This window comes from Stenotrophomonas sp. 86428_Sma (assembly GCF_056481585.1).
The window spans coordinates 189,610-206,325 of sequence record NZ_CM151156.1; the positions used below are offsets into that span (position 1 = coordinate 189,610).

At 67.6% G+C, this 16,716-nt stretch carries 12 protein-coding genes and 1 riboswitch; of the genes, 3 read left to right on the forward strand and 9 right to left on the reverse strand.

The genetic code is table 11. The features are described from left to right. Positions 1 to 8 precede the first annotated feature (8 nt). Positions 9 to 425, forward strand: coding sequence for a hypothetical protein (locus ACZK3J_RS00810; protein ID WP_049460947.1), 417 nt, complete (start codon positions 9 to 11; stop codon positions 423 to 425). Positions 426 to 666: 241 nt separating this feature from the next. Here ACZK3J_RS00810 and pnuC read toward each other — a convergent pair whose 3' ends face one another. The 7 genes from pnuC to ACZK3J_RS00845 form a co-directional block, all read right to left on the reverse strand. Next, a complete protein-coding gene (gene pnuC, locus ACZK3J_RS00815; protein ID WP_012509709.1) occupies positions 667 to 1,236 on the reverse strand; it encodes a nicotinamide riboside transporter PnuC in 570 nt (189 codons plus the stop codon). 8 nt (positions 1,237 to 1,244) lie between these two features. After that, complete coding sequence (locus tag ACZK3J_RS00820; RefSeq protein ID WP_049461853.1) at positions 1,245 to 3,434, reverse strand: TonB-dependent receptor; 2,190 nt, start codon at positions 3,432 to 3,434, stop codon at positions 1,245 to 1,247. Positions 3,435 to 3,504: 70 nt separating this feature from the next. After that, a riboswitch (TPP riboswitch) is annotated at positions 3,505 to 3,600 on the reverse strand. Between the two features lie 43 nt (positions 3,601 to 3,643). Next, positions 3,644 to 4,768, reverse strand: coding sequence for a phosphotransferase enzyme family protein (locus ACZK3J_RS00825; RefSeq protein WP_049461852.1), 1,125 nt, complete (start codon positions 4,766 to 4,768; stop codon positions 3,644 to 3,646). Positions 4,769 to 4,897: 129 nt separating this feature from the next. Beyond that, positions 4,898 to 5,305 carry a glycine zipper 2TM domain-containing protein gene (locus ACZK3J_RS00830; protein ID WP_071228796.1) on the reverse strand — a complete coding sequence of 136 codons (408 nt, stop codon included), beginning with the start codon at positions 5,303 to 5,305 and terminating at the stop codon, positions 4,898 to 4,900. Between the two features lie 246 nt (positions 5,306 to 5,551). Beyond that, complete coding sequence (locus ACZK3J_RS00835) at positions 5,552 to 7,543, reverse strand: peptidoglycan-binding protein (protein WP_049461854.1); 1,992 nt, start codon at positions 7,541 to 7,543, stop codon at positions 5,552 to 5,554. 111 nt (positions 7,544 to 7,654) lie between these two features. Next, positions 7,655 to 8,425: a hypothetical protein gene (locus ACZK3J_RS00840; protein ID WP_049398613.1), complete on the reverse strand. Its 771-nt coding sequence runs from the start codon at positions 8,423 to 8,425 to the stop codon at positions 7,655 to 7,657. A 378-nt stretch (positions 8,426 to 8,803) separates the two neighbouring features. Then, positions 8,804 to 9,442: a response regulator gene (locus tag ACZK3J_RS00845; protein WP_032130138.1), complete on the reverse strand. Its 639-nt coding sequence runs from the start codon at positions 9,440 to 9,442 to the stop codon at positions 8,804 to 8,806. 74 nt (positions 9,443 to 9,516) lie between these two features. On the opposite strand from ACZK3J_RS00845, the gene ACZK3J_RS00850 reads away from it, so the two are divergent. Beyond that, on the forward strand, positions 9,517 to 13,116 hold the full coding sequence (locus ACZK3J_RS00850; protein WP_049461850.1) for an ATP-binding protein: 3,600 nt from the start codon (positions 9,517 to 9,519) through the stop codon (positions 13,114 to 13,116). Here ACZK3J_RS00850 and ACZK3J_RS00855 read toward each other — a convergent pair. Both ACZK3J_RS00855 and ACZK3J_RS00860 read right to left on the reverse strand, forming a co-directional pair. Beyond that, the gene (locus ACZK3J_RS00855; protein WP_032130140.1) at positions 13,110 to 13,511 is read right to left on the reverse strand and encodes a c-type cytochrome; all 402 of its coding nucleotides are present in this window, start codon (positions 13,509 to 13,511) and stop codon (positions 13,110 to 13,112) included. The genes ACZK3J_RS00850 and ACZK3J_RS00855 overlap by 7 nt on opposite strands. A gap of 65 nt (positions 13,512 to 13,576) precedes the next feature. After that, complete coding sequence (locus tag ACZK3J_RS00860; RefSeq protein WP_478476294.1) at positions 13,577 to 15,253, reverse strand: electron transfer flavoprotein-ubiquinone oxidoreductase; 1,677 nt, start codon at positions 15,251 to 15,253, stop codon at positions 13,577 to 13,579. A gap of 257 nt (positions 15,254 to 15,510) precedes the next feature. Here ACZK3J_RS00860 and ACZK3J_RS00865 point away from each other — a divergent pair, with 257 nt between their 5' ends. Continuing rightward, entirely contained in the window at positions 15,511 to 16,674 is a 1,164-nt protein-coding gene (locus tag ACZK3J_RS00865) for an acyl-CoA dehydrogenase family protein (protein WP_032962241.1), read from the forward strand. The last annotated feature ends 42 nt before the right edge of the window (positions 16,675 to 16,716 follow it).

Below are 16,716 nucleotides of genomic sequence, written 5' to 3' on the forward strand. Positions count from 1 at the left end.
GACGGGCGATGGCCATGGCAGGAAACAGGACCGGCGTGCGCCGCTGGTGGCGGCCGTTGGCCGCATTGTTCGGTGCGCTCGCACTTGGTAGTGCCAGCGTTTCCGCGCAGGAGGCTCCCGCACACTGGATGGCCTATGCCGCCGCCGTGGGCGGCCAGTTGCAGCAGCGCCTGCAGCAGGAGCAGAACCCGCAGGCGCAGCGCGTGCTGGAATGGCTGCAGGCACACCCTGATGCACCGACGCCGTTGCCGGTGAGCGTGTGGATCGCGGCGGATGGCCGCATTTCGAAACTCGAATTCGACAGCCTGGGCGACGCCCAGATCGACGCCGACCTGCGCGCGACATTGCAGTCCGCGCCGTTGCAGGCCGCGCCACCAGCCGATATGCGCCAGCCGCTGCGGCTGGGCCTGCTGCTTACCCAGTAGATCCACGCCATGCGTGGATGCGCCTGGTAGATGCCGACCTTGGTCGGCACGCGCACGCCAACCAAGGTTGGCGACTACCGGTAGGCCCCCAGCCACGCATGGCGTGGCGCTACTGATCTTGCGGGTGCAGTAGATCCACGCCATGCGTGGATGGGCCTGGTAGATGCCGACCTTGGTCGGCAGGCGTGTGCCAACCAAGGTTGGCGACAACCGGTAAACCCCGGCCACGCACGGCGTGGCTCTACTGCGTTGCCACCTGCGGTTCACGCGCAGCTGCGCTCCATGCGCGCAGCCCGAACACGGCCAGGCCGAGGAAGAACACGTACAGCGCTGCGGTCACGTGCAGCGACTTGAACAGGTAGGCACCCACGTACACCACGTCCACCGCGATCCACACCCACCAGCAGGCCACGTGGCGGCGCGCCTGCCACCACTGGCCGACCAGGCTCAGCGCGGTCAGCATGGCATCCAGCCAGGGCAGTGCGGCATCGGTGAAGGTGTGCATGGCCGCACCCAGCGCGACGCCACCACACAGGCCGATGGCCAGGTCGCGCAGCAGCTTGCCGCGCGCCAGTGGCACGATGCGGACGCTGCCCTCGTCGGCGGCGTGCTGCCGCCAGTTGAGCCAGCCGTAGACCAGGAAGCCACCGAAGGCGACCTGCAGCAGGGTGTCCGAGTACAGCTTGGCCTCGGCGAAGACCAGCCCGTACAGCGTCACCGACAGCAGGCCGACCGGCCACGCCACCAGCCGGCGCTTGGCCATCAGCCAGACGCCGAGGATGCTGCACAGCGCGGCGGTCCACTCGAGCATGACGCCGCTCACAGCGCGAACGTCACCGACAGGCGGGCCTGTCGCGGTGCGCCGGGGAACAGGTAGTAGTCACCGCCGCTGCTGCCGGTATCGCGCCAGTAGAAGCGGTTGAACACGTTGTCCACCGACAGGTTCCAGGTCACCGCGCGCTCGTGCAGGCGATGCTGGAAACGCAGGCCAGCGTCGAACACCGAGTAGTCCGGTGCGCGCACGCCACCGTCGGCGCGGGCAACGTTGGCACCGGCATAGCGCCAGCCGCCGGTCACATCCAGGCCCTGCACGAACGGCAGCGCATAGGCCACGTGCACGCTGGCGCGCACCTTCGGCACGTTCACCAGCTGATTGCCTGCATAGGCCGGGGTGCCGGTGTCGCGCGCGCGCGCCTGCAGCACGCTGGCACTGGCTACGATCTGCAGTGCGTCGGTCAGCTGGCCGTTGGCGGTCAGCTCCAGGCCGGTGTGGGTCTGCGTGCCTTCCTCGACGAAGGTGTAGCCGACGTCGCTGCTGTCCGGCTTGGCGTACTGGTAGGGCTGCGAGATGCGGAACACGGCTGCGCCCAGCGTCAGCGCCTCGACCGGCACGTACTTCACGCCCACTTCCAGCTGCCGCGACTGCACCGACGGCAGGAAGGTGTCGGCGTTGCTGGTCCAGAACGGCGCTTCCTGGCCCAGTGAAATGCCGCGCACGTAGCTGGCATAGGCGTTGAGCTGGTCGGTGGCCTTCCACACCACCGCGGTCTGCGGCAGGAAGCGCGACAGGCGGCTGTGCCGCTGCGGGTTTCCACGCTTGTCGTAGGCGTGCTCGTCCAGGCGCACGAAGCGGCCACCGGCCAGCCACTGCCAGTCATCACCGAAGCTCATCCGGTCCAGCGCGAAGAACGCGGTCTGGCGGCTGTCCAGGCGTCGTGCGGACGGCCCTGGCATCTTCGGCGACGGCGCGAACACCGGCACCTGTGCGTCGTGGATGTTGCTGGTGCCGACGTACTCGTTGACGCTCGGGCGCTTGTCTACCGTGCGGCGGAAGTAGTCGGCACCGATGGTCAACTCATGGCCGACGCTGCCGGTCTCGAAGCGGCCGCGCAGCTCGGCACGGGCCTGCTGGTTGCGGCGGGTGTCGTCCGGGCTGCGGTAGTCGTAGACGTCGTAGTCGCCATTGGGCGCGAAGTAGTTGCCCGGCACGCTGCCATCGGCGCACTGCGCGGCGTAGTAGCAGCCGTAGGCGAAGGCGACGTTGTCATCGATGACCGAGCGGCTGTGGCCGACCGAGACGCGCGACTGCCAGGTATCGTTGAAGTCGTAGGTGTGCAGGGCGGTGATGTTGGTGCTGGCGATATCCACCGGGCGCTGCCAGGGCTGGTAGCCGAGCAGGAATTCGCGATCCACGCCGTGCGGCAGCTCGCGCGCGCCCAGCAGCTGGTAGCCCGACACCGAACGCTGCGAACTGGTCTGGTAGTTGGCATCCACTTCCAGCTTGCCGCGCTCGCCGATCAGCCAGTCGGCGGCCAGCGAGTAGAAGTTGCGACGGCCATCGGCGTGCTCGACGTAGGAATTGCTGGAATCCCATGCGGCATTCAGGCGCAGGCCGAAACGCGGGGTGATCCAGTGGCCGACATCGACGGCGACGTAGCGCGAGCCTTCCGAGTCGGTACCGAGCGTGGCGGTGCGCACTTCGGCCGGGCGCTTGCCGATGTAGTTGATGATCCCGCCGGGCGCCATCACACCCGCGGCCAGGCCGGCTTCACCCTTGAGGATCTCAACCGACTGCACGTTCTCCAGCGCCAGGCGCTGTTCGCCGGCGATGGACAGGCCGTTGAAGCGGTAGCCGGTGGCGGCGTCCAGCGCGAAACCGCGGATGGCGATGTTCTGGTAGTAGCCCACCGGCGCATACGCATCGCCCAGCGAGGCATCGTTGCTGGCCAGCTCGGACAGCGAACGCACCTGCCGGCGGTCGAGGTAGTTGCGCTCGAGCACGTTCACCGAGGCCGGGGTGTCCTTCCAGGACCCACCACCGAAGGCGTTCACGCGTGAGGTATCGGCCTTGGGTTTGCCGGCCTGCACGCGCACTGCCGCCAGTTCGGTGGGCGAGCGCTCGGCGCCGGTGGCAGCCGCATCGGTGGCAGCGTCGGCCTCGCTGGCATGCAGCGGCAAGGCGGCGCAGAGGGCGAGGGAGAGCAGGGTGGGGCGCAGGCAGCGGTTCATTCGGTTCGTCTTCGGACAACAAGGGAGACGAAGCGACGGCGCGCAGGTGCACCGGCCCATGACGGGGGTGTGGCTGCGGCTCAAAGCTCCCTACGCCGGTGCAAACCGGATCAGGTTCCAAGGGACTCTCTCAGCCTGGCAGATCCAGGCACCCCCGCTTCAGGTGACCATTTCACTACAAATGGTACGGATTTGCGAGCCGGTGCCCTTCAGGCTGCCGCGTGCAACGCCTGCAGCAGTGCCTGTCCCGGCGCGCTGTGGAACCACGCCGGATGCCCCAGCATGAACGGCTGCCACGCCACATCCGCGTTTGCGGTGGAGCCAGTGATGCCTTCGAAGTACTCCACTTCGGACAGTGCGAAGTCGAAATGGACCATCGGCAGCAGTTCGGCCAGCAGGTGCACGCGTGCCGCCGACAACGGCAGCACCTCGCGGTAGCCGTCGAGCAGGGCCAGTGCGATATCGATGCGCACCGCCTCCATGCCGCGCTCCAGTTCCAGCCACGCCACTGCGTTGCGCTCGATCGCGGTGGCGAGGTCAAACAGTGCGCTGGTGGGCGAAGCCAGGCCGAAATCCAGCACGGTGCTGACCTGCCCGTCGCGCCACAGCAGGTTGGAGACATGCCAGTCGTTGTGCGCCCACAGCCGTGGCTCGTCGCGCAGGCGCTCGGCCAGGCCGGCATGCCACGGCAGCACGTCGCGCTGCAGCTGCGCTTCCCACGGAATGCGCGCGAGATAGCGGGCCAGCCCCGGTCGTGTGGGCAGTTCGGCTTTGATCGCGGCGATGGGATCGTCGGCGCGGATCAGATCGTCGCGCGCGACCAGCAGATGGGTACTGCGCTGTGGCGCGTGATAGCTGGCGGCGGCACGGTGCAACCGGGCCAGCATGCGGCCGGCTTCGCGGGCCTGCGCGACATCGGTCAGCAACGACCACGACACGGCATCGCGGTACAGGTCCTCGCCCACGCCCACGGCATGCAGCTCGAAGGTCCATTCGCCGTGCTCGACTGCGGTGTGGCCATCGGCTGCCGCCAGCACCTGCACCACCGGTACGCCGGCGGCAGCGAGATGGGCGATGAAGTGGTGTTCTTCTTCCAGGCAGGCGGCGCTGCGAACGCTGTGGTGGTGGCGCTTGATGAACACCGGTGCGCGCGTGCCATTGACGATGGCGGCGGCCGACAACGGTCGAGGACTGTGCCAGTGCGGCTGGCTGCCCGCATCCAGCTGCGGAAAGCGCTGGCGCAGCCACGCGAGGTCTGCGGTGCTGATCGGCGGCCAGTCGGCAGCGACCTCGTCGTTGTTGAGGCCCTGCACCCGGTGGGAAGAAGAAGTCATGCCGCAGCCCCAATGGGGAAAGTCACATCCAAGGCTGCGCATTCAACGCCATGGCCGCCCGCAACGCAAACGGGCGGGTCATCGACCCGCCCGTCGTCACATCGTCATCGGCGGTACCGCCGCGCCGGATTACCAGCCGCGATGGCGGCCGCGGTCGTGGTAGTAGCGGTTGTCGTAGTAGCGCTCGCGCTGCCAGCGACGGTCGTCACCGCGGTCGTAGTAGCCGCTGCGGTAGTAGCCACGGTCGTAACGGCGATCGTAGCGGTTGTCGTAACGGCGATTGTCGTAGTAACGACGGTCGCGGCGGTCAGATGTGGTCAGGTTGCCGATCGCGCCGCCGGCCACGGCACCGCCGACAGTGGCAGCGGGATCACCGTTGGAGAGCAGGTTGCCGGCCACGCCACCGACCACGGCGCCGACCAGGGTGCGCTTGTCCTTCCTCGACATCGCGCTGGCATCGCTGACCACGGCGACACCGGCCACCAGTGCCAGGGCCATCGCCAGACCACGGAAGCTGAGTGCGGAAGTACTGAGCATGTTCGTTCTCCTGTGAGGTGCATGCCACGCTGGGCAGGGAGGGCGCGGGGCGCCCCGGCTGCCGTGATGTCCACGCTGGCGTTCCAACATTGCCGGAACATTGCCTGGTCCACCGTGCGGCTTGCGCATTCATCTAGCGGCAGGCGGCATGAAGCAAGGCTGAAAGCGGCCCCGGCCGCTCAGCTGGCAGAAAGGGAAAAGGCCACGCGGACGTGGCCCTCCCTTCTCTCCCAAGGCGCCGCGGGCTTAGACGCCCATCGCCTTCTGCGCCTGCCGGGCCTGCTCCTGCTGGGCGTCCTGCTGCTGATGCAGCACGTTCGGCGCGCCCTGCACGGCACCGCTGCTGAGCGCCAGGCTCTGCTCGCTGGCGGCACGGGTCTCCACCGCCACGCGGCTGGCGGCGGGGTCGCCGATGGTGCCCTGCACGGCGAACAGGCGCTCACCGTTCGGGCTGGGCACCACCGAGTCGATGCGCTGCAGGCCGGCGGCATGCGCCTCCTTGGTCAATGCCGCAGCAGCGCTTTCCAGCGCGTGGCGGTCCTTGAAGGTCCCGGCCGGCAGCAGTTCCAGACCCTTGCTGGCCTGGATGAACAACGGATTGCGCGGGTGCCGCTCGTCGTTCAGCAACGGCCGTTCGCGTGCGTCCTTGATTGCCTCCAGGGTCTTCGCCCCGACAATGCCGTCGACCACCAGGCCGTTGTCCTTCTGCAGCTGGCGCACTGCCGTGTCGGTGTTGCGGCCGAAGCGGCCATCTTCGACCAGCGGCTTGCCGTCGGCGCCGACGTAGCCCAGGTGGCCCAGCTGCTCCTGCACCTTGCGCACGCCCTCGCTGTGCGCGCCCTGCTTGTACAGTTCGGCGTGCGGCGTGGCAGCGGCCTTGTGCTCGGGCGCAGGCTTGCCCTGGCTCTGCTCGTGCGACTGGGTGCGGTTTTCCAGCAGGTCGCGCGCCTTGGACAGCGGATCGGAGGCGTACAGCTTCCAGTTCGGGTGGTCCTTCACCTGCTTGAGGTAGTCCTCGACCGGCATGGTGTGCACGCCCTTGCTGCCGGTGGACTGGCTGATCAGCAGCTTGTCGGTGTTGGGGTCGCGCACCACCATCACGATGTGGTCGATGCCGTTCCAGTGCTCATGGCGGGTCCTGGCCGTATCCAGGCCGATGATCATGCCTTCCTTCAGCGCATCGGGCTTCAGGATCGCGTCGCGGTCCAGCAGCACGCCGGACTGGTCGAACGCCTTGCGCACGATCCCACCGGAACCGAGGTTGCCCAGGTCGATGCGATCAGCCTTGCTGAACACCGCGTGCCCGGCCTTCTGGTTGATCTCGTCCATGGTCCGGTTCTGCAGCGTGCCGACCCAGCCGGAACAGTCGATGTAACCCTGCTCCACGTTCTTGCCGGTCTTGCCCGGTACGTACAGCGCGTGGCCCGGAATGTTGATGGCGTACTTGACGTCGTCGTACTTCACGCCGGCCTCGTAGGCGGCCTGCAGTTCAATGCCTGGCTTCGGTGTGGCAGCTGCCGTTGCGGTTGCCGCCAGCGTGGCTGCACCCGCCGCCACGGCTGCGCTGGCCTGCGCAGGTGCTGCCGGGGTCTGGCCCTGGCCCTGCACTACCGCCTGCGGTTCGATGTTCTTTTCCGGAATGCTGATCGCTGCGTACTTGTGGATGTAATAGCTGGAGAACGTCCGCGCCAGGTCGCCGTCGTTCATCCCGCGCATCTCGGCCAGGGTGTGGCCGGTCAGCGCCTTCGCGTCGGAGCCGATCTGGTTCAGCACGTTGCGGCGCATGTTGATCTCGTCGCCGTGGCTGTTGCGGACCACGCCGAAGGTGCCGGTGGCAATCGCGGTCTGTACCGAGCCATAGCCGGCGCTGCCCTGCTGGTGGGCCAGGTACAGGTCCAGGCCAGTCGGGGCCTCACCGCCGGACAGGTAGGGATTACCGGTGCGCTCGTTGCGGCGTGCCATCGAGTCCAGGTTGTCCTGGTACATCTGTGCGGCCGCTTCGGTGTTGCGGGTGGGGTCGAACTCGTGGCCGGTCAGGTGGTACTGGCGCGCGGAGCCGGGCACGAACTGGAACAGGCCCTTGGCGCCGGATGAGGTGTTGTGGGCGCGCTCGTTGAAGGTGCCGCCGGTCTCGATGTGCGCGAAGCGCATGAAGTCATCCACAGGGATGCCCTTCTGCCTGGCGACCTGCTCGACGATGTCCAGGACTTCCTTTCTGCTGTAGTCATGCTGTGCCATGACGTTTTCCTCGGGGTTGATGGAGCGGCGCGTGCCGCGAATCGCCAACCGGACTCATCCGTGAGTCAAGAACATGTCGGTCAACAGGGAACCCGCGCGTGGCGGGTGCTATCAGGGCGCGACGTACTGCTGGGTCGCGCTGTCGAAGGTGTAGTGCACGGCGTCGCCGGCACCCAGTGCGCGGGTCTTGCCGGGGCCTTCGATGGTGGTGCCCTTGAAGGTCACGGTCAGTCGCGGCAGGCCGTTGCCGTCGGCAGCGAAGGCCAGTTCGCCATCGCTGTCGGTGCAGGGCATCACGTTGCCGTCGTCGCAGGCGGCACTGTTGTCCTCACCCGTGCGCACTGAACCGACATAGCGCCAGACCTTGCTGTCCACGTCGTCTTCGCTGCGCCTGGGGTTGAACAGCAGCAGCGCATAGCCGGTGCTGCTGATGCCGCGGTCGAAGCTGCTGGTCGGCACCGCCAGCAGCAGGCGACCATCGGCCGTGCGATGTTCAAGCGGCTTGCGCCGGGTATCGACATCGTCGGCCTTGTCGTACGCGCCCAGTGCGCCGATGGTCCATTCCTGGCCACGGAACTTCCATGGCTTCCTGGCGTCGGTGCCGGCCAGCACGAAGGTGGCCTCGGCAAGGTTGGCGCGGTCATCCGGACCGGCCGGCGTCTGCTCGCCCGGCTTGCCGTAGTGCTCGCGGGTATCCCAGGAGAAACCCGTGTAGTACGTGGTGCCATCGAGAGTGAAGGTGTGGCCGAACCAGAAGGTCGCCACGCTGCCGTTCTGGACCTCATAGGAGGTCGCGCCATCGCCGTCCACCTGGTAGGTGAAATACATCACGGTCGGCGCGTCGGGCGGGGTGGCGGCGGCATCGGGGGTGGGGGTCTGCATCGGGGCAACATCCTGTCGGGGCGCATTGGCAGCCTGCGCAGGGGCGCCGGGCTGGGAGGACGAGGGGGCCGGATCGGCGGCGCTGCAGGCGGCAGCGGAAAGAGAGACGAGCAGGCACGCCGCGAATGCGCGCAGAGGCCGCAACGGCAGGGTCCAACGTAGCTTGGGGGGATGATGCATGCGCCTCTCCATGGTCAGCGTTGCCGGGCCAGACGGCCGGCAGGAAACCGCGCCACGTCCACCAGGGACGGGAGCGAGGACATGAGCCGGTCGATTCCTTCGACCTCGCATTGAGAACTCATGCCGTACCATCTTGGCACAGATCGGCGGCCGGTCAAAGAGGGCGGTGGCAGCTGCCCTTCTTGTGTGATCTGGCTCTCAGATCTTGCCGTCGCGCAGGTAATCGAACAGCTCGGCGTCGCCCTTGAGGCCCAGTTTGAGCATGGCGTCACCCTTCTGCCGGCTGATGGTACTGACGCTCTTGTGCAGCTGCAGCGAGATTTCCTTCACGGTCATGCCGGTGCCCAGCAGCCGCAGCACCTCCACCTCGCGTGGCGACAGTGGCTTGCCGTCGCCCTCGCGCATGCGCCAGCTGCCAGCGGCCTCGACCCGCTCGCGCAGGCTGCGGCTGATGTAGGGCTGGCCCCGGTAGACCGCCTGGATGGCCTGTGGCAGTTCGTCCATCGACGAACTCTTGTCGACCAGGCCGAGCACGCCGCTGTCGAGCACCATGCGCAGGATCGCCAGGTTGTTGGAGACACTGAGCATCAGCACCGGCAGGTCGGGATGACGGCGGCGGATCATGCCGATCATGGCGAAGCCGTCGGCCTGGGGACTGCCCGGCATGGAGTAGTCGGTGACCAGCAGGTCACAGGGCTGGCTGCCGAGCAGGGCCATCAGCGCCTGCGCGCTGTCGGCTTCGCCGACCACGCGGCCCACCCCGCTCGATTCGATGACGGCACGGGTACCGATACGGACCACCGGGTGGTCGTCTGCGATGATGATGCGCAAGCTCATGCTCTAGTATGGCCACCGGGCACGCCGGACCGCGACCATCGCGGTTCCTGGCAGATTCTAGGAGATCAACGCCGATGCGTAGCTGGGCTGTTCGCGGGCTGGTCCTGCTGCTGGCCGTGCTGGTGCTGCCTGCGGCGCTGGCACAGGCGGTGCCTGGGCTGTTGCCGCTCAGCCCGCTGCAGCGCGAGTACCTTGCCGCGCATCCGAGCATCGTCGTGGGCCAGTATGACAGTGGCTGGCCGCCGTTCGAGTCCCTCCGTGATGGCCAGCAGGTCGGCCTGGGCCCGGATTATCTGTCGCTTCTCGCCCGTCAGCTGGGCGTGAAGGTGGAGGCGCGGCGCTATCCCGACTGGACATCCGTGCTGGATGCGGCATGTCGTGGCGAGATCGATGTAGTGATGAATGTCGGTCTCAGTGCCGACCGCACCCGCTGCATGGTCTATACCGCCGCCTATGGCGAGGCAGCGCTGGCCCTGGTGGGACGCCCGGATGACCTGCGTGCCTCCGACATCCCCGACCTGGATGGACTGCGGGTGGTGATCGAGCAGGACTTCCTGACCGGCCCGCAGGTGCGGGCGCGCTTTCCCCGGGCACGACAGCTTGTCGCAAACAGCTCGTTGGCGGCGCTGGAGATGGTCAGAGACGACAAGGCAGACGTTTACATCGGCAATGCCTACGTGGCCACCGAACTGATCGCACGCGAGGACCTGCAGGGGGTCGTGCTGCTGCGCCCCAGCGATCTGCCGCCCGAACGGCTGCACTTCGGTGTTCCCAACAGCAAGCAGCCGTTGGCCGAAGCATTGGACCTGGCACTGGCTGCGACCAGCCAGGCCCAGCGCGATGCGCTGGTGCAGCGCTGGCTGCCACCTCCGCAGTGGTCGGCATCGGCACAGCTGGCGTTGAGCCAGGCCGAAAAACGGGTATTGGAGCAGCCGTTGAAGATCGGCTTCGCGCCGAACGCGGCGCCGCTGTCGTTCGCGGACCAGGATGGCAACCCCAGTGGCCTGGCCAGCGAATACCTGCGGCGCCTGCTGCAGGCTGGCGCCAACCTGCAGGTGGAAAACAGCCATGACTGGTACGAGGTGCGCGAGAAAGCGCGTCGCGGCGAGCTGCAGGCGGTGATGGGCATTCCTGCCGATTCTCGCTACCTGGGCCCGGACTGGGTGTTCAGCCAGCCCTTCATCAGCGTGCCGAACGTGATCGTCAGCCGGCGTGACAGCCCGGCGTTGCTGGGCCTGTCCGACCTGCAGGGCAAGCGGGTGCTGCTGTCTGATCCGGAACGTGTGCGTGGCTATGTGCTGCAGCAGGCGCCGCAGGCGCGGATCATCGCGGCACGCAGCGCGGAACAGGCCCTGCAGCGCCTGATCAATGGCGACGCCGATGCCTACGTAGGCAACCTGGCACTGGTTGACCATCTGCTGCGCAACCGCTTCCCGGGGCGCCTGCAGGTGGCGGCACCGGCAGGTTTCAACGATCAGCTGGTGCTGGCGGTTGAGCGCCGCCATGCCGCCCTGGCCACCACCTTCGACCGCCTGCTGCTGCAGATGACGCCGCGCAAGCGCGAGGCCCTGCGCGGGGACTGGCTGGCCGTCGAGTACCGCAACGGCCTGGACTGGAACAGCGCGATGCGCTGGGGCGTGCCGCTGCTGCTGGTGCTGCTCACCGCGCTGCTGGTGCACGCCATCGGGCATTGGCGGCTGCGCCGCGAGGTGGCCGGACGGCGTCACCTGGAACAGCGCCTGGCCGAAGTCACCGACAACCTGCCCGCCGTGGTCTATCAGGCTCGCCGCGCGGCAGACGGAACCCTCAGCTTCCCGTTCATTGCCGGTGACCTGCAGGCGTTGTTCGGGATCAGCCGGCAGCAGGCCGAACAGGATGCAATGTGCCTGCTGGAGCGCATCGAGGAAGACGACCGCGAGCACATCCTGCATGCGGTCGAGCAGGCGGCGCGCCAGTTCGCACCGCTTGTTCTCGAGTTCCGGCTGCGACCTGAAGGCACCGGCGCGCGCTGGGTGCGCAGCCAGGCCCATCCCTATGCGGCGGAAGCGGGCGTGGTCACCTGGAGTGGATACTGGGTGGATGTCAGCGAGGCGCGTGCACAGGCCGAGGCCCTGACTGCGGCCAAGGCTGACGCCGAACAGGCGGCGGAGGCGAAGTCGCGTTTCCTGGCGACCATGAGCCATGAAATCCGAACGCCGATGAGTGGCGTGCTGGGCATGCTGGAAGTGCTGGCGCATTCGCCGCTGGATGCCGAGCAGCAGCGCATCCTCGGGGTGATCGAGGATTCGGCGCAGATGCTGCGGCAGATCCTCGACGATATTCTTGACTACTCGCGGCTGGAGGCCGGCGCGCTGCGCCTGGAACCGGTGCCGCAGCCGCTGCGGCCATTGCTGGAAAGCGTGTGCCGGTTGTTGTCGGCGCAGGCCAGTGCACGTGGGCTGGACCTGCACGTGCAGATCGACCCGCAGCTGGCGGCCGCGCACGAAGTGGATGGCGTGCGCCTGCGCCAGATCGTGTTCAACCTGCTCAGCAACGCCATCAAGTTCACCGTGCGCGGCGAAGTGCGGCTGCAGCTGGACGTGCTGGGGCCGACCGCCGAAGACGGCAGCCAGCCGCTGTGCCTGAGCGTCACCGACACCGGTATCGGCATCGCGCCGGAACAGCTGCAGCACCTGTTTGCGCCGTTTACCCAGGCTGGTGCCTACATCCAGCGCGACCATGGGGGTACCGGCCTGGGCCTGAGCATCTGCCAGCGCCTGGTGCAGATGATGGACGGCGAGCTGGAGCTGCACAGCACGCTGGGCGAAGGGACCCTCGCCGAGGTGCGGCTGTCGCTGGTGGAAGCCGGCAGCGGTGATGTGGAAGCGCTGGTCGCCGAGCAGGAACAGGCCTCGCTGCTGCCGCAGGCGTTGCGCCAGGCGCGGGTGCTGGTGATCGAAGACCACCCGACCAACCAGGCGATGATGGCCTGGCGACTGCAGCAGCTGGGGGTGCCGCATGTGATGGTCGGTGACGGCCAGCAGGGCTTGGATCGGCTGTCGTCGGAGAGTTTCGATCTGGTGATCACCGACTGCCGGATGCCGGTGCTCGATGGCTTCGGTTTCACCCGCCTGCTGCGCGAACGCGAGGGCCGCAACGGCCAGCCGCGGCTGACCGTGCTGGCGCTGACCGCCAGCGTGCTGGATGACGATGCACGGCGCTGCCGCGAGGCCGGCATGGACGAAGTGCTGGCCAAACCGCTGTCACTGGCCACGCTGCGCACCGCACTGCTGCGCTGGTTGCCGCAGGCGCAGGGACAGTCGTTCGAGGAGCCGCAGGCCGGGTCCGCTGCCGACGATGGTGGGACGCTGCCCGATCTGGACAGCCTGCAGCGGCGCTTCGGCTCGCGTGCGGTGGCCGAGCAGCTGCGCGACAGCCTGTTGCAGGCCAGCGAAGGCGATCTTGCCGCCGTGAAGCACGCGCTGCAGGCTGGAGATCGCGAGGCGGCCGCACTGCACCTGCATCGCCAGGCCGGTGGGTTGGGCGCGGTGGGAGCGACAGTGCTGGCCGGGCAGGCCAATGCGCTGGTGGAGCGTCTGCAGGATGCGGCGGAAACCGATGTGGCGCCGTTGTTCGCGGCAGTGGCGGAATTTGTGGCACGGCTGCAGCGACAGCTGCAGCGCCTGGCTCACTGAGCCGACTGCTGCTGCAGGTAGGCGATCACCAGTGCGCGGCGTTCGGCGCTGGGGAAGGCGTTGTACATGCGCGTGCCGGGCACCACGTGGGTGGGCGACTGCAGGAACGCATCCAGGGTCTGCGCGGTCCAGGTGATATCGGCGCGGCGCATGCCGTCGGAATAGCCATAGTCCGGCAGGCTGCCAGCGCGGCGGCCGATCACGCCGTGCAGATTGGGTCCGAAGCGGTGGATGCCACCAGGTTGCACGGTGTGGCAGCCGGCACACAGCTCGAACGCGCGCTGCATGGCCTGCTGCTGCGCCTGTTCCGGCGTGGCCGGTGCCGCAGGCGGGCGCTGGCAGGCCGTGGCCGCCAGGGTCAAAGCAATGGTGATGAGCAGGCGGAAAGCACGCATGGGCGGGCAGGATAGCGACGCAGCGGGGCAGGTGGGCTGCGACACGCGGTCGCAGCCCGGAGCAATCACATGCCCGAATAGTTCGGGCCGCCACCGCCCTGCGGGGTCACCCAGACGATGTTCTGGGTCGGGTCCTTGATGTCGCAGGTCTTGCAGTGCACGCAGTTCTGCGCGTTGATCTGCAGGCGCGCGTTATCGGCTTCACCGACGAACTCGTACACACCCGCCGGGCAGTAGCGGGCTTCCGGGCCGGCGTACTCGGCCAGGTTCACCTTCACCGGAATGCTGGGGTCCTTCAGCGTCAGGTGGCTGGGCTGGTTCTCGTCGTGGTTGGTGCTGCTGAGGAACACCGAGCTGAGACGGTCGAAGGTCAGCACGCCATCCGGCTTCGGGTAGGCGATGCGGGTGTGCTTGGCCGCCGGCTCCAGGCAGACGTGATCCGGCTGCGTGCGGTGCAGGGTCCACGGCGGATTGCGCACGCCCAGCTTCGGCAGCAGCCACTGCTCCACGCCGGTCATCAGCGTGGCCACGGTCTGGCCCTTCTTGAACCACTGCTTGAAGTTCTTGGCCTGCTGCAGTTCGGTGAACAGCCAGCTGGCTTCGAACGCCTTCGGGTAGGCGCTCAGTTCATCGTGCTGGCGGTCGGCGGCCAGCGCGTCGAACGCGGCATCGGCGCACAGCATGCCGGTCTTGATCGCGGCATGGCTGCCCTTGATGCGGCTGGCGTTGAGGTAGCCGGCCTCGCAGCCGACCAGCGCGCCACCCGGGAACACCGTCTTCGGCAGCGACAGCAGGCCGCCGGCGGTGATCGCACGCGCGCCGTAACCGATGCGGGTGCCGCCTTCCAGGTGCTTGCGGATGGACGGGTGGGTCTTGAAGCGCTGGAACTCTTCGAACGGGCTCAGCCACGGGTTCCTGTAGTCCAGGCCAACCACATAACCGATGGCGACCTTGCCGCCGTCGGCGTGGTACAGAAACGCACCACCGTAGGTGTCGCTGTCCAGCGGCCAGCCGGCGGCGTGCACCACCAGGCCCGGCTCATGCTTGGCCGGGTCGATCTGCCACAGTTCCTTGATGCCGATGCCGTAGGCCTGCGGGTCCTTGCCTTCGTCCAGCTTGTAGCGCGCGATCAGCTGGCGGCCGAGGTGGCCGCGTGCGCCTTCGGCGAAGATCGTGTACCTGGCGTGCAGCGCCATGCCGCGCTCGAAGGCCGGGCCGATGCTGCCGTCCTTCTCGATGCCCATGTCGCCGGTCGCTACGCCGATCACTTCACCGTTGTCGCCATACAGCACTTCGGCGGCGGCAAAGCCCGGGAAGATCGCCACTTCCAGCGCCTCGGCCTGCTGCGCCAGCCAGCGGGTCACTTCGCCCAGGCTGATGATGTAGTTGCCTTCGTTGTGGAAGCACTCCGGCAGCAGCGCGTTGGGCGTGCTGCGTGCGCCGGTTTCGCTGAGGAACAGGAATTCGTCGCGGGTGACCTTCTGCTTCAGCGGTGCGCCGCGCTGGGCCCAGTCCGGGAACAGCTCGGTCAGCGCACGCGGATCCATCACCGCACCGGACAGCACGTGCGCGCCCGGCTCGGAGCCTTTTTCCAGCACGCACACCGACAGTTCGCGGCCGGCTTCGATCGCGCGCTGGCGCAGGCGGATCGCGGTGGCCAGGCCGGCGGGGCCGGCGCCGACGATCACCACGTCGAACTCCATTACTTCACGCGGGGGCAGGGCGTTGGCTTCAGCGCTCATCGATTGCATGACTCGTGGGTAGGGCCGGCATCGGGGCCACCGGCGGTGCCTGGGAATCGCGCGTGCAGCCACGAGCGAAACGGTTGTTTGAATGTGTCAGGGTACCGGGCCGCGCGTGATCGAGCTAGATCGCCGATGTTCACACCTGGATTGCTGCATTGCAGCGTAGGGCCGTCGCTCTGGTGGGTGCCGACCTTGGTCGGCACGCTCTGCCCGGATGACCGACAATGGCCGGGTCCTGACTGCGCGTGAGTGCCATGGCTTTGCATCCGTACGATCTGTTCGATGTCCGTTCCCTGCTCAACGAGGAAGAGCGCGCGGTGCAGGAGAGCGTCGCCCGCTTCACCAACGAGCGCGTGCTGCCGATCATCGGCGATGCCTTTGACCAGGCCCGCTTCCCATCTGAACTGGTGCCGGAGATCGCCTCGCTGGGCCTGCTGGGCGCGACCCTGCCAGCCGAGTACGGCGGCGGCGACCTGGGTGCGGTCAGCTATGGCCTGATCTGCCAGGAGCTGGAGCGCGGCGATTCAGGCCTGCGCAGCTTCGTCTCGGTGCAGAGCTCGCTGTGCATGTACCCGATCTATGCCTACGGAAGCGAGGAACAGCGCCAGCAGTGGCTGCCGGCGATGGCGCGCGGCGAACTGATTGGCTGCTTCGGCCTGACCGAGGCGCACGGCGGTTCCGATCCGGCCAGCATGAAGACCCGCGCGGTGCGTGACGGCAGCGACTGGCGCATCAGCGGCAGCAAGATGTGGATCACCAGCGGCCCGGTGGCCGACCTGGCCATCGTCTGGGCGCAGACCGAGGACGGCATCCAGGGCTTCGTGCTGGAAAAGGGCATGGCCGGCTTCACTACGCAGGAGATCAAGCACAAGATGAGCCTGCGTGCATCGCTGACCGGCGCGCTGTTCTTCGATGACGTGCGCGTGCCCGACAGCCACCGCCTGCCGAACGTGAAGGGCCTGAAGGGGCCGCTGGGTTGCCTGACCCAGGCCCGCTACGGCATCAGCTGGGGCCCGATCGGTGCCGCCATTGCCTGCCTGGATGAAGCACTGGGCTATGCCAAGGAGCGCGTGCTGTTCGGACGCCCGCTGGCCGCCACGCAGAGTGCGCAGATCAAGCTGGCCGAAATGGCCCGCCGCATCACCACCGCGCAGCTGTTGGCGCTGCAGCTGGGCCGCCTGAAGGAAGCCGGCCAGCTGCAGCCGCAGCAGGTCAGCCTGGCCAAGTGGAACAACTGCCGCATGGCCATCGACATCGCCCGCGAGTGTCGCGATCTGCTGGGCGGCGCTGGTATCACCACCGAGCACGTGGCGATCCGGCACGCGCTGAACCTGGAATCGGTGATCACCTATGAAGGCACCGAGACCGTGCACCAGCTGGTGATCGGCCGCGAACTGACCGGCATCAACGCGTTCTGAGTGCACCGGTAGTGCCGGCCGCTGGCCGGCGTTGCCGAGTAG